19 protein-coding genes are annotated in these 17,175 nt (G+C 66.7%); 5 read left to right on the forward strand and 14 right to left on the reverse strand.

What is annotated here, in order from left to right; all coding sequences use genetic code 11:
* Nucleotides 1-24: 24 nt before the first annotated feature.
* On the forward strand, nucleotides 25-1,236 hold the full coding sequence (locus H1343_RS02475) for a multidrug effflux MFS transporter (protein ID WP_425484622.1): 1,212 nt from the start codon (nucleotides 25-27) through the stop codon (nucleotides 1,234-1,236).
* Nucleotides 1,237-1,239: 3 nt separating this feature from the next.
* On the opposite strand, the gene H1343_RS02480 is transcribed toward H1343_RS02475, so the two are convergent.
* Nucleotides 1,240-2,253, reverse strand: coding sequence for an LLM class flavin-dependent oxidoreductase (locus tag H1343_RS02480; protein ID WP_185984398.1), 1,014 nt, complete (start codon nucleotides 2,251-2,253; stop codon nucleotides 1,240-1,242).
* A 154-nt stretch (nucleotides 2,254-2,407) separates the two neighbouring features.
* On the opposite strand from H1343_RS02480, the gene H1343_RS02485 reads away from it, so the two are divergent.
* Together H1343_RS02485 and putP are read left to right on the forward strand one after the other, a co-directional pair.
* Nucleotides 2,408-4,192 (forward strand): L-lactate permease, encoded by a 1,785-nt coding sequence (locus H1343_RS02485; RefSeq protein WP_210270063.1) that lies wholly within the window; start codon nucleotides 2,408-2,410, stop codon nucleotides 4,190-4,192.
* 89 nt (nucleotides 4,193-4,281) lie between these two features.
* Entirely contained in the window at nucleotides 4,282-5,775 is a 1,494-nt protein-coding gene (putP, locus tag H1343_RS02490; RefSeq protein ID WP_246333241.1) for a sodium/proline symporter PutP, read from the forward strand.
* A gap of 22 nt (nucleotides 5,776-5,797) precedes the next feature.
* Here putP and H1343_RS02495 read toward each other — a convergent pair whose 3' ends face one another.
* Nucleotides 5,798-7,018 (reverse strand): argininosuccinate synthase, encoded by a 1,221-nt coding sequence (locus H1343_RS02495; protein WP_185984400.1) that lies wholly within the window; start codon nucleotides 7,016-7,018, stop codon nucleotides 5,798-5,800.
* Nucleotides 7,019-7,058: 40 nt separating this feature from the next.
* Nucleotides 7,059-8,273 (reverse strand): chromate efflux transporter, encoded by a 1,215-nt coding sequence (chrA, locus tag H1343_RS02500; RefSeq protein ID WP_185984401.1) that lies wholly within the window; start codon nucleotides 8,271-8,273, stop codon nucleotides 7,059-7,061.
* 131 nt (nucleotides 8,274-8,404) lie between these two features.
* Here chrA and H1343_RS02505 point away from each other — a divergent pair, with 131 nt between their 5' ends.
* Nucleotides 8,405-9,046 (forward strand): LysE family translocator, encoded by a 642-nt coding sequence (locus tag H1343_RS02505; RefSeq protein ID WP_185984402.1) that lies wholly within the window; start codon nucleotides 8,405-8,407, stop codon nucleotides 9,044-9,046.
* Nucleotides 9,046-9,471: an EamA family transporter gene (locus H1343_RS02510; protein ID WP_185984403.1), complete on the forward strand. Its 426-nt coding sequence runs from the start codon at nucleotides 9,046-9,048 to the stop codon at nucleotides 9,469-9,471. Before H1343_RS02505 ends, H1343_RS02510 begins: the two co-directional genes overlap by 1 nt.
* Before the next feature lie 5 nt (nucleotides 9,472-9,476).
* Here H1343_RS02510 and H1343_RS02515 read toward each other — a convergent pair whose 3' ends face one another.
* The 11 genes from H1343_RS02515 to thpR form a co-directional block, all read right to left on the reverse strand.
* A complete protein-coding gene (locus tag H1343_RS02515; RefSeq protein ID WP_185984404.1) occupies nucleotides 9,477-10,136 on the reverse strand; it encodes a glutathione S-transferase family protein in 660 nt (219 codons plus the stop codon).
* A gap of 50 nt (nucleotides 10,137-10,186) precedes the next feature.
* Nucleotides 10,187-10,408: a BrnA antitoxin family protein gene (locus tag H1343_RS02520; RefSeq protein WP_185985434.1), complete on the reverse strand. Its 222-nt coding sequence runs from the start codon at nucleotides 10,406-10,408 to the stop codon at nucleotides 10,187-10,189.
* Between the two features lie 23 nt (nucleotides 10,409-10,431).
* Nucleotides 10,432-10,725 (reverse strand): DUF2218 domain-containing protein, encoded by a 294-nt coding sequence (locus tag H1343_RS02525; protein ID WP_185984405.1) that lies wholly within the window; start codon nucleotides 10,723-10,725, stop codon nucleotides 10,432-10,434.
* Nucleotides 10,726-10,795: 70 nt separating this feature from the next.
* Complete coding sequence (locus H1343_RS02530; protein ID WP_185984406.1) at nucleotides 10,796-11,341, reverse strand: TadE/TadG family type IV pilus assembly protein; 546 nt, start codon at nucleotides 11,339-11,341, stop codon at nucleotides 10,796-10,798.
* Nucleotides 11,341-11,862, reverse strand: a complete 522-nt coding sequence (locus tag H1343_RS02535; protein ID WP_185984407.1) for a TadE/TadG family type IV pilus assembly protein — start codon at nucleotides 11,860-11,862, stop codon at nucleotides 11,341-11,343. Before H1343_RS02535 ends, H1343_RS02530 begins: the two co-directional genes overlap by 1 nt.
* Nucleotides 11,863-11,865: 3 nt before the next feature.
* Complete coding sequence (locus H1343_RS02540; RefSeq protein WP_185984408.1) at nucleotides 11,866-13,308, reverse strand: TadE/TadG family type IV pilus assembly protein; 1,443 nt, start codon at nucleotides 13,306-13,308, stop codon at nucleotides 11,866-11,868.
* 101 nt (nucleotides 13,309-13,409) lie between these two features.
* Nucleotides 13,410-13,847 (reverse strand): hypothetical protein, encoded by a 438-nt coding sequence (locus H1343_RS02545; protein WP_185984409.1) that lies wholly within the window; start codon nucleotides 13,845-13,847, stop codon nucleotides 13,410-13,412.
* Nucleotides 13,848-13,860: 13 nt separating this feature from the next.
* Entirely contained in the window at nucleotides 13,861-15,081 is a 1,221-nt protein-coding gene (gene rlmN, locus H1343_RS02550) for a dual-specificity RNA methyltransferase RlmN (RefSeq protein WP_185984410.1), read from the reverse strand.
* A 156-nt stretch (nucleotides 15,082-15,237) separates the two neighbouring features.
* Nucleotides 15,238-15,741: an invasion associated locus B family protein gene (locus tag H1343_RS02555; RefSeq protein WP_185984411.1), complete on the reverse strand. Its 504-nt coding sequence runs from the start codon at nucleotides 15,739-15,741 to the stop codon at nucleotides 15,238-15,240.
* 217 nt (nucleotides 15,742-15,958) lie between these two features.
* Nucleotides 15,959-16,345 (reverse strand): YkvA family protein, encoded by a 387-nt coding sequence (locus tag H1343_RS02560; protein ID WP_425484623.1) that lies wholly within the window; start codon nucleotides 16,343-16,345, stop codon nucleotides 15,959-15,961.
* A gap of 99 nt (nucleotides 16,346-16,444) precedes the next feature.
* Complete coding sequence (gene thpR / locus H1343_RS02565; RefSeq protein ID WP_185984413.1) at nucleotides 16,445-17,041, reverse strand: RNA 2',3'-cyclic phosphodiesterase; 597 nt, start codon at nucleotides 17,039-17,041, stop codon at nucleotides 16,445-16,447.
* Between the last annotated feature and the right edge of the window lie 134 nt (nucleotides 17,042-17,175).

The raw sequence follows: 17,175 nt of genomic DNA on the forward strand, positions 1-17,175 counted from the left end.
GCACGCAACTTCCCGGCGGTCTTAATGCCACGAGCGATGTCGGAACGTCGCACGAGCCTGATCGGCGCGCTTCTCGTCGCCATCGGCCCCATCTCCATGGCCCTCTACACGCCGGCCATGCCGACGCTCGTCCATGTGTTCGAAACCGACGAGAGCCTCGTGAAGCTCACGCTCTCGCTCTATTTCGCGGGCTTCGCCGTCACCCAGCTTCTCTGCGGCCCGCTGTCGGACGGTTTCGGCCGACGGCGCATCACCATCATCTTCCTGATCCTCTATCTCGTCGGCTCGGTGATGGCGATCATGGCGCCCTCGATCGAATGGCTTCTGGTCGCGCGCCTCGTGCAGGGAGCGGGCGCCTCGGTCGGCATCGCCACCTCGCGGGCCATCGTGCGGGACCAGTATTCCGGCGAGACATCGGCGCGGATCATGAACGCCATCGGCATCATGCTGGCGATCGGGCCGGCCTTCGCGCCCTTCATCGGCGGCTTCACGCTGGCGCTGGCCGGCTGGCATGCAAGCTTCGTGGTGATGCTTTTCTTCGGCCTCGCCGTCATTGGGGTCGTCTTCGGCGCCATGCGCGAGACGACGGTGGCGGACCCGGAGCTGGTGCGCCCGCGCCAGCTGATGCGCTCCTATCGCCGGCTCTTCTCCAGCCGGCAATTCCTGACGACGGTCATCACCGTCGCCGGGTCGGTGGGCGCGATCTACACGCTCGCCACCGTCCTGCCCTTCGTTCTCATCGATGGCGCAGGGCTGACGCCCACGCAATACGGCATCGGCATGCTCGCCCAGTCGGGCCTGTTCTTCCTCGGCTCGCTGGTGATGCGCGGGCTGATGCGGCGCTACACCGCCTACGGACTGGTCCCGCTCGGCCTGTTCTGCGTCGGCCTCGGCGGCGCAATGCTGCTTCTCAGCATCTGGCTCCTGCCGGTGTCCTATCTGTCGATCATGGTGCCGATCGGTGTCTATGCCTTCGGCGTCGCGTTCGTGATGCCGGCGATGACGACGGCCTCTCTCGCGCCGTTCCCCGGCATCGCCGGCGCTGCAGCCGCCGCAATGGGTTTCGTTCAGATGGGCGCGGGTCTCGTCGGCGGGCTTATCTGCGCGGCGATCGGGGAGCCGGTTCTGGCCACGCAGATCGTCATCCCGGCGATGGCGGCGATGGCGATCGCCGCCTATCTCGTCTACCGCGCCGACGAGCGTTCACTGCCGCCCGCGCAAGCGACCGGCGAGTAGGGCCTATTCGGCCGCGAGGCTCGGCTCGGCGTTCCCCAGATCCTGCATGATCTGGGCGGCGATGCGGAAGGAGTTCACCCGCGCGGCATGGTCGTGAATCTGGCCGGTGAGGATCACCTCGTCCGGCCTGTAGGCCTCGATGAAGCCGCCGAGTTTCTCGCGCACCGTCTGCGCGGACCCCACCGCCGAAATGCGCAGTGCCTCATCCACCATTGCCCGCGCGCCCTCGCCGATCTCGGCGTCGATGTCGTCGACCGGGCGCGGCAACGGCCCCGGCTGCCCGGAGCGAAGCCGCGCGAAAGCCTGCTGCATGGACGACTGGAGCCGCCGGCCCTCCGCGTCCGTCTCGGCGGCGAAGACGTTGATCGCGAGCATGAAGTGCGGCGCGTCGATCGCGCCGGGCCGGAAGGTCTGGCGATAGACCTCGACGGCCTGCTCCAATGCGGCCGGCGCGAAATGCGAGGCGAAGGCGTAGGGCAGCCCGAGATGGGCGGCAAGCTGCGCGCCGAAGAGCGAGGAGCCTAGAATCCAGACGGGGACGTTGGTGCCCATGCCAGGCACGGCGCGAATGCGCTGGTTCGGCTCGGCCTCCTCGAAATAGGCCATCAGCTCGACGACATCTTGGGGGAAGTTGTCGGAGTTCTCAAGGCTGCGGCGCAGCGCGCGCGCTGTCAGCATGTCGGTCCCCGGCGCGCGTCCGACGCCGAGGTCGATCCGGTCCGGATAGAGCGTCGCGAGCGTGCCGAACTGCTCGGCGATCACGAGCGGGGCGTGGTTCGGGAGCATGATCCCGCCCGCGCCGACGCGGATCGTCTTCGTCCCGCCTGCCACATGGCCGATGACGACGGCCGTCGCGGCGCTGGCGATCCCGGTCATGTTGTGGTGCTCGGCCAACCAGAAACGCCTGTAGCCCCAGCTTTCCGCGTTTTGCGCAAGGTCCAGCGTGTTGGCCATCGCGTCGGCCGGCGTCGAGCCTTCGGGCACGGGCGAAAGATCGAGAACGGAATAGGGGATCATCGCGGAACTCTCCGTCTTGCGTCCCCGGCAGATGGGAAGGCAGGCTTCGCATTTCCACCGCTTCGAGCAACTCTCGCACAGGAAGAGGAAGACAACACCGAATTCCTCCGATAGCTTCACACTCGGGAGTAGGATGACCGGGGGAGGCGTCGTCGTGAATCAAGGCCTATTGTTCGTACTGGCGCTCGCGCCGATCGCCATCGTCTTCATTCTTCTGGTGGTGATGCGACGTTCGGCGAAGCTCGCGATGCTCGTCGCCTATCTCGCGACGGCGCTGCTCGCGCTTACAGTCTGGGGGCAGGCCTTCTCCACCGTCGCGGCGGCTACGATCAACGGCATCGTCACCGCGCTGACGCTGCTCTTCATCATCTTCGGCTCCATCCTCCTTCTGCAGACGGTGCAGGAAAGCGGCGCGATTCGCGCGATCCGCAACGGCTTCACCGAGCTTTCGCCCGACAGGCGCATCCAGGCGATCATCATCGCCTGGCTCTTCGGCTCGATGATCGAGGGCGCCTCGGGCTTCGGAACGCCGGCTGCCGTCGCCGCGCCGCTGCTCGTTGCGATCGGCTTCCCGGCGATGGCGGCCGTTCTTGTCACGCTCATCATCCAGTCCGTCCCGGTCTCCTTCGGCGCGGTCGGCACGCCCATGCTCGTCGGCGTCCAGACGGGCCTCGGATCGAGTGCGGAAGTGGCCGCGAGCATCGCGCCGCTCTCGGTCCCCGAATACATCGTGGCGGTCGCCGCCAACGTCGCGATGGTCCACGCCATCGTCGGCTTCGTCATTCCGTTGATGATGGTGGGCATGCTCACGCGCTTCTTCGGCGCCAACCGTTCCTTCGCCGATGGCTTCCGCGTCTGGCCCTTCGCGCTCTTCGCCGGCTTCGCCTTCACGGTCCCGTACTATCTCGTCGCCTGGCTCCTCGGGCCGGAGTTCCCCTCGCTCCTCGGCGGGCTCATCGGCCTCGCCATCGTCGTGCCGGCGGCGCGCGCCGGCTTCCTGATGCCGAAGGACCGGTTCGACTTCCCGGCGCGCTCGGCGGCGAACGAGCACTGGTTCGGCACGCTGCGCTCGGCCGAGGCCGAAGACATGGCGGCCGCGCCTGCAGCGCCCGGCCGCGGCATCTCCCTGATGCGGGCCTGGTCGCCTTACCTCATCGTCGCGCTGCTTCTGGTGGCCACGCGCGTCATCGCGCCCCTGAAGGCCGCCCTGACTTCGCCAGAGGCGACACTTGCCTTCACCGACCTGTTCGGCTCGGGGATCAACGCCACCGCGCAGCTTCTCTACTCGCCGGGCTCGATCCTGATCATCGCCTCCGTGATCTCCTTCTTTCTGTTCAAGATGAGCGGCGCGGCCTACGGGCGCGCCTGGTCCGGCTCGGCGCAGACGATGGTCGCAGCCGCGCCCGCTCTCCTCATTGCCGTGCCGATGGTGCAGGTGTTCCTGAACACTGGGCGCGGGCCCTTCGAGTCCATGCCGCTGGTGCTGGCCGAGGGCGTGGCCGGCGCGACGGGCGGGACCTGGCCGCTGTTCTCGCCGCTCATCGGCGCGCTCGGCGCCTTCATCGCCGGGTCGAACACCGTCTCGAACATGATGTTCTCGCTCTTCCAGTTCTCGGCCGCCGAGCAGATTGGACTTGCCGGCTTCGGCGCGATGATCGTCGTTACGCTGCAGGCCGTGGGCGGCGCCGCCGGCAACATGATCTGCGTGCACAACGTGGTGGCGGCCTCGGCGGTCGTCGGCCTCACCGACCGCGAGGGCGACGTCATCCGCATGACGCTGATCCCGATGGCCTACTACGTGGTGCAGGCCGGCCTCATCGGCATGTCGCTGATCTACGGCGGCATCTGGTGGGCGCTGGCTCTCGTCTGGCTTGCAGGCGTCGTCACGGCGATGGCCTACAATCGCGGCGCGACGAACCCGTCGACAGTCGCTGCCTGAGACAAAGGCTTCCGCTGGGGCTTGTCTCCGCGTGTCCGGTCGATAGAAGTCCGGCACGTGAAAAGACGGGACGCAGCGGGAGCATCGCCTTGACAGGTATCTGGATCAGCCTTTCGGCCTATTTCGTGCTGATGCTCGCCATAGGCCTCTATGCCTGGCGACGCTCCACGGCCAGTTCGGAAGACTACATGCTGGGCGGGCGCCGTCTGCGCCCTTCGGTTGCGGCGCTTTCGGCCGGCGCGTCCGACATGAGCGGCTGGCTCCTGCTCGGCCTGCCGGGGGCGCTTTATGCCTCGGGTCTCGTCGAGGCCTGGATCGGCATCGGGCTCTTCGTCGGCGCCTTCGTCAACTGGATCGTCGTCGCCCCGCGCCTGCGCGAGCAGACGGAACGCTACGACAACAGCCTCACGATCCCGCAATTCCTCGCCAGCCGGTTCCCCACGCGGGCCGTGGCGTTGCGCACCATCTCGGCGCTGGTGATCGTCGTCTTCTTCGCGGTCTACACGGCTTCCGGGCTCGTTGCCGGGGGCAAGCTGTTCGAGAGCGCCTTCGCCGACCTCCTCGATCTGCCGGGCGTGAGCGACTATGCGCTCGGCGTCTGGCTGACGCTGCTCGTGGTGCTCGCCTACACCGTCGTCGGCGGGTTCCTGGCTGTCAGCCTCACCGATTTCGTGCAGGGCCTCATCATGATGCTGGCGCTGATCATCATGCCGGCGGTGGTTCTTTACGCTGGAGAGGGCGCGGGCTTCGCACAGGCGGGCGAGCGCCTGTCGGCGGTGGATCCGAATTTCCTCTCACTCACCGGAGGGCTGACCTTCGTCGGCTTCCTCTCCGCCGTCACCTGGGGTCTCGGCTATTTCGGCCAGCCGCACATCATCGTGCGCTTCATGGCGATCCGCTCGGTGCGCGACGTTCCCGCCGCGCGCAACATCGGCATGGCGTGGATGGCGGTCTCGCTCCTCGGCGCCGTCGGCGTCGGCATCTTCGGGCGCGCCTACGCGCTGCGCAACGGGTTGGAGGTCACGGATCCGGAGACGATCTTCATCGTCCTTGCCGACCTTCTCTTCCACCCGCTCGTCACGGGCTTCCTCCTGGCCGCTCTCCTGGCGGCGGTGATGAGCACGATTTCCTCCCAGCTTCTCGTCGCGTCCTCCTCGCTGACCGAAGACCTCTACCGTCTGTTCCTGCGGCGCGAGGCAGGCGAGCGCGAGCGCGTGACGGTCGGGCGCGTCTGTGTGGTGCTGGTGGGGCTTGTCGCGGCGGTGATCGCGGGTGATCCCGAGTCGCAGGTTCTCGGCCTCGTGGCCAACGCCTGGGCCGGCTTCGGCGCCGCCTTCGGCCCGCTCATCCTGCTCGCGCTCCTGTGGCCGCGCATGAGCGGCGCCGGAGCGGTCGCCGGCCTCGTCACCGGCGCGGTGACGGTGCTTGTCTGGATTTCGCTCGGCTGGAACGCGAGCTTCCTCGGCGGGCCCGGCGTCTACGAGATCATCCCGGGCTTCCTGTTCTCGCTCCTGGCCATCGTCGCGGTTTCGCTCGCGACGCGCAGCGAGAACGAGTTCCGGCCGCTGAAGGCGGCGGGCTGAGCGCCCGCCGCCTTCAGGCTTCCTATAGCCTGTCGCGCTTGGCGAGGGTGCGAAGACGCAGGGCGTTCAGCTTGATGAAGCCGGCCGCGTCCTTCTGGTCGTAGGCGCCCTGGTCGTCCTCGAAGGTGACAAGTTGGTCCGAATAGAGAGACTTCGGCGAGCTGCGGCCGATGACCATCACGTTGCCCTTGTAGAGCTTCAATGTCACCTCGCCTTCGACATGCTCCTGGCTCTTGTCGATCAGCGCCTGCAGCATCTCGCGCTCGGGCGAGAACCAGAAACCGTAATAGATCAGCTCCGCATAGCGCGGCATGATCTCGTCCTTGAGGTGCGCCGCGCCACGGTCGAGCGTGATGGATTCCATCGCGCGGTGGGCGGCCAGCAGGATCGTGCCGCCCGGCGTCTCGTAGACCCCGCGCGACTTCATGCCGACGAAGCGGTTCTCGACGAGGTCGAGACGACCAATGCCGTTGTCGCGGCCGAGATCGTTGAGCCTGGCCAGAAGGGTCGCGGGTGAGAGGCGCTCCCCGTCGATGGAGACCGCATCGCCGCGCTCGAAGCCGACGGTGATGGTCGTCGCCCTGTCCGGTGCGTCCTCGGGTGAAATCGTGCGCATGTGGACGTATTCCGGTGCCTCGACGGCCGGGTCCTCCAGCACCTTTCCTTCCGAGGAGGAGTGCAGGAGGTTGGCATCGACCGAGAATGGGGCCTCGCCCTGCTTGTCCTTGGCGACCGGGATCTGGTTCTTCTCGGCGAAGTCCAGGAGATCGGTGCGGCTCTTGAACGCCCAGTCGCGCCACGGCGCGATGATCTTGATGTCCGGGTTCAGCGCATAGGCGGAAAGCTCGAAGCGGACCTGGTCGTTGCCCTTGCCGGTGGCGCCGTGCGCGATGGCGTCGGCGCCCGTCTTCTTCGCGATCTCGATGAGATGCTTGGAGATCAGCGGCCGCGCGATCGAGGTGCCGAGCAGATAGACGCCCTCGTAGACGGCGTTGGCGCGGAACATCGGGAAGACGAAGTCGCGCACGAACTCCTCGCGCACGTCCTCGATGAAGATCTCCTTGATGCCGAGCATCTCGGCCTTGCGGCGCGCCGGCTCCAGTTCCTCGCCCTGGCCAAGATCGGCGGTGAAGGTGACGACCTCCGCGCCGAGCTCCGTCTGGAGCCATTTCAGGATGATGGAGGTGTCGAGCCCGCCCGAATAGGCGAGGACGACCTTCTTCACGTCGCGCGGCAGGGCCATTGTCTGTTCGGATCCCGGAAAAAGTGACGGTGGCCGTCGTCTACAGCACTCGCGCCAGACCGCAAAGGGCGGCGAAGGCGACGACGGCAAGCGGCGAAACCCTCCAGACCGTCAGCATCAGGAAGGCGGCGACGGCGACGAGGAAGTCCACCGGCCCGCGCACGGCCGATGTGAACACCGGATCGTAGAGCGCGGCGCCGAGGACGCCGACCACCGCCGCGTTCGCACCGGCCACTGCACCAAGCGCGCGGGGGCGGCGCTTCAGCCGGTCCCAGAAGGGCAGGGCGGCGAGAAGCAGGAGGAAGCCTGGCAGGAAGATCGCGACAAGCGCGACGAGCGACCCCGCGAGAGCGCCGGCGGGACCGGTTCCCGCGGCAAAGCCGAGATAGGCCGCGAAGGTGAAGAGCGGTCCGGGCACGGCCTGTGCGGCACCGTAGCCTGCAAGGAAGGTGTCGGCGGCGACAAGGCCGGTGGCGACGGTCTCGGCCTCCAGCAGCGGCAAGACGACATGCCCGCCGCCGAAGACGAGTGCACCGGCCCGGAAGAACCCGTCCGCCAGGCCCGCGAACGGGACACCGAGAGCTGCGAGCGCAGGCAGGAGCGCAGCGACGACGATGAGGGCCGCCAGCGCGAAAAGGCCGGTGCGCGGCCGCAAGCTGCGCGCGGACGGGAGCGCGTCGCCGGGCGCGTCGGCTCTCAGGCCGATAAGGCCGATCGCCATTCCCGCGAGGATCGCGGCGAGCTGGCCAGCGGCGCCGGCGACCAGCGTGACGAGCGCCAGCGCCAGGAGCGCGATCGCAGTGCGCGGCCTGTCGGGGCAGAGCGAGCGCGCCATGCCGAGGACGGCGTGGGCGACGACGGCGACCGCCGCAAGCTTCAGCCCGTCGACGAAGCCGGCGAGGACAGGCCCGTCCAGCGCCGGGGACAGCGCGGCGAAGGCGACGAGCAGAAGCGCCGAGGGCAGGGTGAAGGCGATGAAGGCCGCCAGCGCCCCTGCGAGCCCGGCTCTTCCGAGGCCGAGCGCGAAGCCCACCTGGCTGGACGCCGGGCCCGGCAGGAACTGGCACAGCGCGACAAGATCGGCGTAGTCGGCGTCGCTCAGCCAGCGACGCCGCTCGACGAACTCCGTGCGGAAGTAGCCCAGATGCGCCACCGGTCCGCCGAAGGCGGTCAGCCCGAGGCGGGCGAAGGCGCGCAGGACCTCCTGCACGGAGCCGGCATCTCGACGAGGAGGAGAAATTTCAGGCGAGGTCATTGCTTCGTAGCATGGCGCAGGTTTTATGACGTTCGAGTGAAAGTCGCGGAAGAGCCGTCGAAAACCGGGTGGCGGGCCGGGCGGCGCCGGCGTAAGGCTGCGTGCGATCCGCCACGGCTGACGAGAGCCGCATGACATTCCTGCCCGACGCCCCCTCGCTTCTCGCCTTCACCCTCGCCGCTCTCGTTCTGACGATGACGCCCGGGCCGGACATGACGCTGTTTCTCGGACGTACGCTCAGCGCGGGCCGGGCGGCCGGGATCGCGACGATGCTGGGCGCCTCGACCGGGATCCTCGTCCATACGACGCTCGCCGCGCTCGGTCTGTCGGCGCTGATCGCCGCCTCCCCGCAGGCGTTCCTCGTCCTCAAGGTCGTCGGCGCCGGCTATCTCGTCTTCCTTGCCGTCCAGGCGCTGCGCTCGGGCTCCGCGCTGCGCCTCGACACGCAGGCGGTGAGGGCGCCGCGCAGTCTGACGAGCCACTGGCTGACCGGGGTCGGGGTGAATCTCCTCAACCCCAAGGTCATCCTCTTCAACGTGACGTTCATGCCGCAGTTCGTCTCCGCCGCCGATCCGCACGCCTGGCAGAAGCTGTTCTTCTTCGGGGTCTATTTCATTGTCATCGCGACGCCGATCGCGCTCGCGATAATCCTCGCCGCCGAGCGCTTCACGGCCCTGCTGCGCCGGAAGCCGAAGATCATGCGCGCGATCGACTGGATCTTCGCCTCGGTCTTCTCGGGCTTTGCGCTCCACATTCTGCTGGCGCGCGCCTGATGGCGCTCTCCTGGCAGTTCTGGGCTCTGCTGGCGGCCGCTTTCGCGGCCCTGACAGCAATCTTCGGCAAGATCGGTGTGGCCGGGCTCCAGTCCGACTACGCGACCTTCCTGCGGACCATCGTCATCCTCGTCATGACGGCGGCGATCGTCACCTTCGGCGGACACTGGCGCTCTCCGGCCGAGGTGCCGGGCCGCGCGCTCGTCTTCCTCATCTTGTCTGGGCTGGCGACCGGCGCCTCGTGGCTGTGTTACTTCCGCGCGCTGCAGATCGGGCAGGCGTCGCAGGTCGCGCCGGTCGACAAGCTGTCGGTCGTTCTGGTCGCGCTCTTCGGCGGCGCCTTCCTGGGCGAGCGGCTGTCATTCCAGAACTGGACCGGTGTCGCCCTCATCGCGGCGGGAACGATCCTTGTTGCCTGGCGCTGAACGGCTCAGGCGTAGGCGTAGGGGCCGCCTTTCGCGAGCGCAGCCTTGTATGCCGGGCGCGCATGGATACGCGCCAGAAAATCCTTGAGCGCGGGGCGGTGGGAGTAGTCGAGCCGTGAAGCGCCGGCCTCCACCGGGAAGCTCATCATCACGTCGGCGGCGGTAAACTCCCCGCCGGCAAACCAGCCGCCCTTCGAAAGCGCGGCCTCCCAATGGTCCATGTGGCGCTGGGTTTCCGGCTCGATCAGCACGGAATCGACCTTGGCCATGGCGGCCGAGAGGATCGGTCTCGCAAAGAAGGGCGCGCGCTTGGGAATCTGCGACAGAACGAGCCGCAGGAAGAGCGGCGGCATCGCCGAGCCTTCCGCGTAGTGCAGGAAGTGCTGATAGTCCCAGTAGGCCGGGCTGCCGGGCTCCGGCAACAGGCGCCCGCGCGCATGCGTCTCCAGAACATAGGCGACGATCGCGCCGGTCTCGGCAATGGTGAGATCGCCCTCGGTCAGGATGGGGGATTTGCCGAGCGGGTGGACGGCCTTCAGCTCGGGCGGCGCCTGCAGGCTCTTCAGGCGCTCGTAGCGCTTGACCTCGTAGGGCAGGCCGAGCTCCTCGAGGAGCCAGAGCACGCGCTGCGAGCGCGAATTGTTGAGGTGATGAACGGTGATCATCAGCCTGATCTGGCTCCTCGCCCGATCAAGGCAAGGCTACCGGACCGAGGCTACTTCCCGGCAGCCGCGCGCAACGCTTCGACCATGCGGTCCTGCCAGCCCGGCCCCTCGGTCTGGAACCACTCGACGATGTCGCTGTCGACGCGCAGGGTCACGCTTTCCTTCACGCCCGGGACGGCCGTGGCCTCGCGCATGCGCTCGGCGGGCTTGGCGGTCGCGGACCGGAAGGCGGCCTCGGCCGCGTCCCGCGGGTTGCTCGGGCGTCTTGCCATCATCGTCGCTCCTTCTTCTGCCGTCAGCGCTCGACCGGCTGCCAGTCGAAGGCGAGTTCCTCGCGGAACGCGAAGCGCTTCAAATGATCGGCGACCACATCCTGCATCTGCCTGAGCGAGGTCTCGTCCGGCGTTGCCACCTCGGCGGTCAGGGCGTTCTCGTCGGCGAAGAACTCCGCCGCCCGACCTTCGCCGAAGGGTACCGCGCCGTGCTGCGGATCGAAAGTGACGTCGAACCTGTGCGACCAGTGCTTGCAGAGCTGCTGAAGGTAGCGGCTGGCGCTGGCCGTGGGAACGACGGCGCGGGAAGTGGGCATTCCGGTATGTCCTCGATGCGGCGCGAAGTTCTCGCGTCGACGCTCGATATAGTTCGCCGCGGCGACGCTGTCAGTACGGGCCCGCGATCTGCCTGTAGAAGCGCGGCCGCACGGCTGCCGTCGAATTGTGGCTGACCTGCGGGACGCCTGCGACATCGATGAGCGCCTGCTGGGTGATGGTCGTTTCGGTCAGGAGAACGGAGTCGCCGTTCGCGATCCTCGGCAGGATGTCCATCGGCAGCGCCCGTCCGGCAAACCCAGGCCCCGCGGTTCGCGGATAGGTCCAGTCCACACGATAGCTGCCGCCGTCCATGGTCAGGCTGGAGACCCGCATCTCCAGAGGTTGGATGCCCTCGCCGACGAGACGGCTGAGATTGGTCTTGATGCGCCGGTCGAGATAGCTGCTCGACAGCGTCTCCTGGCGGGACATCAGGTCGCTGACCGTCGCCGTCGCGCGGTCGAGCGCGAGTCCGGTGCGGTAGAACTGGAAGAAGGAGATGCAGCCGAAGAGGATCAGGATCAACAGCGGCGCGATGAACGCGAACTCGATCGCGGCAACACCGCGCGTGTCGCTTGTAAAGCGCGCTTTCCGAACTGGCTTCTTGCGGTTGGACATTACTCCGGCTCGTTCACGAAGGCGGCTTTGGAGACGATGCCGTAGGCGCCGGTGGAATCGTCCGGCAGGGCGGCGGCGAGGCCGATCCACGGCGTGATCGGTTTGACGGAGGTGCAGACGCGCACGAACATGAAGTCGGCACGTGCGCCGGAATTGAAGGCGGGGGCGCTGCCGCGGTGCCGGCAGGGAGCGCGATCGTTCGGGACGAGGGCGCTGTCGTCCTTCATGACGATGAGTTCCACCACGGTCGAGGCGCGGCAATCGCCTAGGACCATCGCCTCCTCGCAGATGCGCGCTTTCACGGCATCGGCCGTGATGAGGTCCCTGTTTCCGATCCGCAGCTCGCGAACCACCTTGTTGACGGCCGCGTCCTGCAGGATCGCGCGCGTCATCAGCCATCCGCCCTCGAAGGCGGAGAAGACCAGCGCGAAGAAGATCGGCGCGACGATGGCGAATTCGAGCGCGGCTGCGCCGGATGCGTTTCTACGGAAGCGGGCTATCGGGGTGAGGAAGGTTCGCATCGCTCAGCCGATCAGCTTGATCTGCTGGATCGCGGAGGCAATCGACTTGAATGCATCGCTGATGTTGAGGGAATTGACGCGGAAGAAGTGCGACGGGCTCGTGGCGCACTTGGTCATCTGGCTGGCGGCGTTGTTGTTGACCTCGAACCCGATCGTGAAGATCGTCACACCCTTGTTTTTGGCTGCGTCGCAGAGCTGTTGCGTCAGCGCTACCGCCCGGCCCGCGTTGAAGACGTCCCTATTGCGATTGCCGTCGCTGTAATACTGAATCGCACCCTCTTCCTTCGGCTTGCGCTGGCTGCTGATCTCGCCGTCGGTCATCAGCACGATGAATTTTCTCGTATCCCGATCCTCGAAGCGGGCCGGGCGGTTGGCAAATTTCGGGTCGAGACCCAGCGCGTTGGCCATGGGCGGGTACCGGGAGGCCTGTGCGATCATCGGCTGGATGGCCGGGTCGAGGAGCAGCAGGCCGTATTTCATCGCGATCGGCGTGCCCGTGCCGTCGTAGAGCTTGTAGTTGTCGATGCGGGTCTTCAGCGCGTCGCGCCGGTTCGACATCAGCGAGATCGACGTCACATCCGTATCGCGCCCCTCGTTGGGAACGTAATCGGGCTGATTGCTGGCCATCGCCTCGTGCGGGTCGTCCGGGCACCACCAGGGTTGCGTGATCGTGCGCTCCTGCGTGTTCAGCTTCGTATGATGGTTGGCCTGGGTGAAGTGCTGGGTCTGATGCCGCTGCGAGAAGTCCGGGACGCTGAGTGTGAAGTCGCTTTCCAGGAACTCGAAGCAGGAGGACCGGCTATGCGTTCGGCGGCCGCCCATGAGGGCATCGAAGATCACCGGGCCGACACTGACCTGTCCTGCATAAGGGATCACATTGACGGTCGTATATTCCCGGGACTCGTCGTTCAGGACGACGTCCAGAAAGCCGTTCGCCGCCGGGCGCAGGGCGTCGATGCGCATCCTGCCGATGCCGGCGAACGAGTTCGACGAGCCCCAGCGCATCGAGCCGGAGACGTCGAGAAGCAAAGAGATTTCGATATTGGACCGCTCTTCTTGCGCCTTCGACCGGGCATTCGCTGCAATCGAGTCGATGCCGATCAGCGAGAGGAAGACGGTGTCGATCGAGCTTTCCAGCGTCGCCTCGACAGTGCGCGAATTGGTGTAGCGTTCTTCAGTGAACTGCAACTGATAGCTGCCCTCGGGCGCGACCGTCCGCAGGTAGCTTTCGATCGTTTCGCGCGTCGGTTGAGTTTGAGCGAGCGAAGCGGCGGCGAGGACACCGCGATCGAGACCGTCCTGCAATTTGGAGCGCATACGCTCATGCGCGATGAGGTCGATCGCGCCGCCCGAGATAACGATCATTGGCATCAAGAGCACTGCGGTCATCACGGGAATGCTCGCCTTGCGATTTTCGATGAAGCGCCTGATCAGACCAGCGGCCATTATCTCAACCCCGTAAACCCCGAGGCCGACTAAACCATGCAGAGTCTAAACAAACTGCACGCTATGGTTGATTAACGCTGCGTTATCTTCGCTTATCAATTTTACTCGTCGCGGGGACGAGGTTCCGCGTTCCTGCGCCAGCCGCCCGCGCTGCGCCCTGCGATCGTCCAGTAGACGAGGAAGAAGGCGAGCCCGCCGACGGTCATTGCGGTCTCGATGGAGCCGGGCGCGCCGTCGCCATACCAGTGACGCGTGAGGGCAAGGCCCGCGACGATACCGGTGATGATATGGACGATGACGGAGGAGATGGCGAAGATTTCCGTCACCACCATGAAGATCGCCCAGGGAACGAGCGCGACCGTGCCGATCTGGGCGGCCTGCGCCATGAAGCCGATGAAGAGCTGGATGATTGCCACGGGATCGTCGCGCATGACCGGTGCCAGATCGAGGAACGGCCACAGAAGCGCGATCGACGCCGCAAAGCACCCCGCCACGAAGGCGAGCGGGATGACGAACAGGAAGCGCAGGACGGCGATCACGCGGCGTGTGCGCTCACAGCGCGACGGCCGCTTCGAGCGCCAGCCGGTCGCCCTTCTTCATACGCTCTGATTCCGACTTCAGCTGTCCGCAGGCCGCGAAGATGTCGCGCCCGCGCGGCGTGCGGATCGGCGAGGCGTAGCCCGCCTCGTTCACGAGGTCGGCGAAGCGCTCGATCTGGTCCCAGTCCGAGCACTCGTACTCGGTGCCCGGCCACGGGTTGAACGGGATCAGATTGATCTTGGCCGGGATGCCCTTGAGCAGCCGGACCAGTTCGCGCGCGTCGGCGAGACTGTCGTTGACGCCCTTCAGCATCACGTATTCGAAGGTGATGCGGCGCGCGTTCGACAGGCCCGGATAGGCCCGGCAGGCGGCCATCAGCTCCTCGATCGGGTACTTCTTGTTGATCGGCACTAGGACGTCGCGCAATTCGTCGCGCACGGCGTGGAGCGAGATGGCAAGCATGACGCCCATCTCCTCGCCGGTCTTGCCGATCATCGGAACGACGCCGGAGGTGGAGAGGGTGATGCGGCGCTTGGAGAGCGAGATGCCGTCGCCGTCGCTCGCCACGGCAAGCGCACGCTTGACGTTGTCGTAATTGTAGAGCGGCTCGCCCATGCCCATCATCACGACGTTGGAGACGAGGCGCCCCTCGGAAGGGACGATGGCACCGGCCGGCGTGTCGGCGGCCGGGAGATCGCCGAGGCGCTCGCGTGCCGTCAGGATCTGACCGACGATTTCGGATGGCTCGAGATTGCGCACAAGGCGCTGTGTGCCGGTGTGGCAGAAGGTGCAGGTCAGCGTGCAGCCGACCTGGGAGGAGACGCAGAGCGTGCCGCGTCCTTCCTCGGGGATGTAGACCGTCTCGATCTCGACGGGGCGGCCGGCGCCTCGCGCTGGGAAGCGGAAGAGCCACTTTCGCGTGCCGTCGACGGAAATCTGCTCCTCGACGATCTCCGGCCGCGCGATCTCGAAATTCTCCGCCAGCGCGCCGCGCAGATCGCGCGAGACATTGGCCATCTGCGAGAAGTCGGAAACACCGCGCACATAGAGCCAGTGCCAGAGCTGGGCCGCGCGCATGCGCTGCTGCTTGAGGGGCACCCCGATCGAGCCGAGGGCCTCGCCCAGTTCCTCGCGAGACAGGCCGAGGAGCGAGCGCGGCGCGGCGGGCGCGGACGGGCGTGCGTCGGCGGCAAGGCGCGAGGCGGCGTTGGCGAGATCGAGGGTGGCGCTCATCGGTTCATCCGCCGGCGCGGGCACGCCGGTCCTTCACAGCGGATCGTTCTGAAGATCGTCGAAGGCGATGAAATGCGCCTTTCGGCGCGAAATCGCAAGGCATGCGCCGAAAATCCGCGCCGGCGGGCCGCCGGCGCGGTCACGTCAAGGGTCAGCTCAGCTGCAACTGCCGATCGAGTTGACGGCCGCCGTGATGCCGGCGAGCGAGTAGGTATAGCTCGTGTTGGTGCCGCGCGCCGAAACGGCGCTGACGGTCATCGTGCGCCCGGCACGCATGGCCGATACGAGAGCGGGTTCCTGAGAAGCGTCCTCGACCCAGGCCGATTCACCGCGCGTAAACATAGTGAAGGCGCGCCCGTCGACATTGACGGTCACCTGGCTTCCCTCGCGCAAGGGGTAGCCCATGACCACCTGCGGCTCGAAAGCGCTGGTACCGGGCTTCTGGGAGACGAGGAAGAAGATGTCGCCGTGGTTGACGCTGGAGGGCTGCATGGCGGTGGGCGTGGAGAGGGCGTAGCACACGCGGTTGCCGTCCGCCTGATAGGAGTAGGTGCCCCAATCGTTGAACTGGTTGATACGGTTGGGCGTCTGCGCCAGGCTCGCTGCGGTCGACAGGACGAGTGCGACGCCCGCGGCGGTCAGGGCTTTCATTAAGGACATGGGGCTCCCCGCTTCTCAATCTGGTGAAGAGTCGCGTTCGCTCGCCCATAGTGGGGCAAGTGCAACTGCGCCGAAGATAATTCGAAAGCCCTTTATGCGGCGTAAACACGAAGGGCGCGCCGGGCGTCTGCCGTCGAGGCAAGGCGGTGGCGGGGTCGAGGAACGCGTCGAAAAAGGCGAGAATTTGTCGTCGTCATGAAAGAGGGGAGGCGAAGCGTCAGTCTTCCTTAGCGTCTTCGTTAAGGGCGTGTCGCGCCTTCTCGTAGTGCTCCGGGCGGATGTCGCGCTGGACGGCGGTGAAGGCGGCGAGAAGCACGGCCGCGTCATCCGTGAAGCCGAGCCCCATCACGAAATCGGGAATGACGTCGAACGGCAGCACGAAGTAGGCGAGGGCCGCCAGAAGGACGCCCCGCGTGGCGGCCGGCGTCTTCCTGTCGATCGCACAATAGTAGGAGGCGACGACGTCCTGCGAGAAGGGGATGAAACGCGCGGCGCGCTTCATCGTCTTGAAGAAGGAGCGCCTGACCCGTTTCTCCTGTCCGTCGCGCTCCGCCTCGCTCGCCGGGCGCAGAATCTCGCCGATATGCTCGCGCTGCAGTTCCAAGGTCTGACGGCCTCCGCCCGATTTCATTGTCATCGCGGAGAGATAGGCATCGGGCGGGGCGAGGGGAAGCCCGCGCCGCCCGAGCGTCGGGTGAGCCGGCTAACGGTGGAACGGGGCGTGGGCCGCCATCACCTCGTGCCGGGCCGCCCCTGTGCGGGGCGCCTCCACGAGTTCGAAGGCTTCCTCCATCAGGTACGGACCGCCGCCGACGGAATCGCGCGAGGAGAAGAGGCAGAAGCGGGTGACGGTGAAGGGCTGCGTGGCGAAGCCGCCGCGGGAGGAGAGGTAATGCGCCACCTCCTCGGCCTTGGCGCTGCGCAGACGGGCCAGCGTGACGTGCGGCACGAACTTGCGGGCATCCGGCGCCAGGCCGACGCGGCGCAGCGCCCGATCGACATCGCCCTGAAGCGCGTCGAGTTCGGGCGAGGGTGTGACCCCGGCATAGATCGAATGCGGCTTCTTGGAGCCGAAGGCGCCGAGACCGCGAAGGGCGATGCGAAAGGCGGGCCGCTGGATCCGGTCGAGCGCGGCGACGGCCTCGTCGGCCGTGCGGGCGTCGATATCGCCGAGAAAGCGGAGCGTGAGGTGGAAATTCTCCGGGTCGATCCAGCGCGCGCCCGGCAGGCCGCCGCGCAGGAGTGAGAGGGACAATGCGGAGTCGCGGGCGATCTCGATGGCGGTGAACAGGCGTGGCATGGCAGGCCCTTTCGCGGCATATGGAACTTCGCGCGAATCAGAGAATCCCACCGCATCGGCCCGACTGCAAGGCTGCATGGCTGCAATGCACAAGCGGCGATGGTGCGCCGCCGTGTGGAGGCTTATCTGACAGG

Source organism: Aureimonas mangrovi (assembly GCF_014058705.1).
GTDB lineage: Bacteria > Pseudomonadota > Alphaproteobacteria > Rhizobiales > Rhizobiaceae > Aureimonas > Aureimonas mangrovi.

Coding starts and splice junctions, on each gene's coding strand:
- chrA (WP_185984401.1), bottom strand. CDS start 8,273: ATGACCTCGCCTGAAATTTCTCCTCCTCGTCGAGATGCCGGCTCCGTG.
- H1343_RS02525 (WP_185984405.1), bottom strand. CDS start 10,725: ATGCCCACTTCCCGCGCCGTCGTTCCCACGGCCAGCGCCAGCCGCTAC.
- H1343_RS02535 (WP_185984407.1), bottom strand. CDS start 11,862: ATGCGAACCTTCCTCACCCCGATAGCCCGCTTCCGTAGAAACGCATCC.
- H1343_RS02495 (WP_185984400.1), bottom strand. CDS start 7,018: ATGGCCCTGCCGCGCGACGTGAAGAAGGTCGTCCTCGCCTATTCGGGC.
- H1343_RS02515 (WP_185984404.1), bottom strand. CDS start 10,136: ATGATCACCGTTCATCACCTCAACAATTCGCGCTCGCAGCGCGTGCTC.
- H1343_RS02540 (WP_185984408.1), bottom strand. CDS start 13,308: ATGGCCGCTGGTCTGATCAGGCGCTTCATCGAAAATCGCAAGGCGAGC.
- thpR (WP_185984413.1), bottom strand. CDS start 17,041: ATGCCACGCCTGTTCACCGCCATCGAGATCGCCCGCGACTCCGCATTG.
- H1343_RS02505 (WP_185984402.1), top strand. CDS start 8,405: ATGACATTCCTGCCCGACGCCCCCTCGCTTCTCGCCTTCACCCTCGCC.
- H1343_RS02520 (WP_185985434.1), bottom strand. CDS start 10,408: ATGGCAAGACGCCCGAGCAACCCGCGGGACGCGGCCGAGGCCGCCTTC.
- H1343_RS02510 (WP_185984403.1), top strand. CDS start 9,046: ATGGCGCTCTCCTGGCAGTTCTGGGCTCTGCTGGCGGCCGCTTTCGCG.
- H1343_RS02555 (WP_185984411.1), bottom strand. CDS start 15,741: ATGTCCTTAATGAAAGCCCTGACCGCCGCGGGCGTCGCACTCGTCCTG.
- rlmN (WP_185984410.1), bottom strand. CDS start 15,081: ATGAGCGCCACCCTCGATCTCGCCAACGCCGCCTCGCGCCTTGCCGCC.
- H1343_RS02480 (WP_185984398.1), bottom strand. CDS start 2,253: ATGATCCCCTATTCCGTTCTCGATCTTTCGCCCGTGCCCGAAGGCTCG.
- H1343_RS02475 (WP_425484622.1), top strand. CDS start 25: ATGCCACGAGCGATGTCGGAACGTCGCACGAGCCTGATCGGCGCGCTT.
- H1343_RS02530 (WP_185984406.1), bottom strand. CDS start 11,341: ATGTCCAACCGCAAGAAGCCAGTTCGGAAAGCGCGCTTTACAAGCGAC.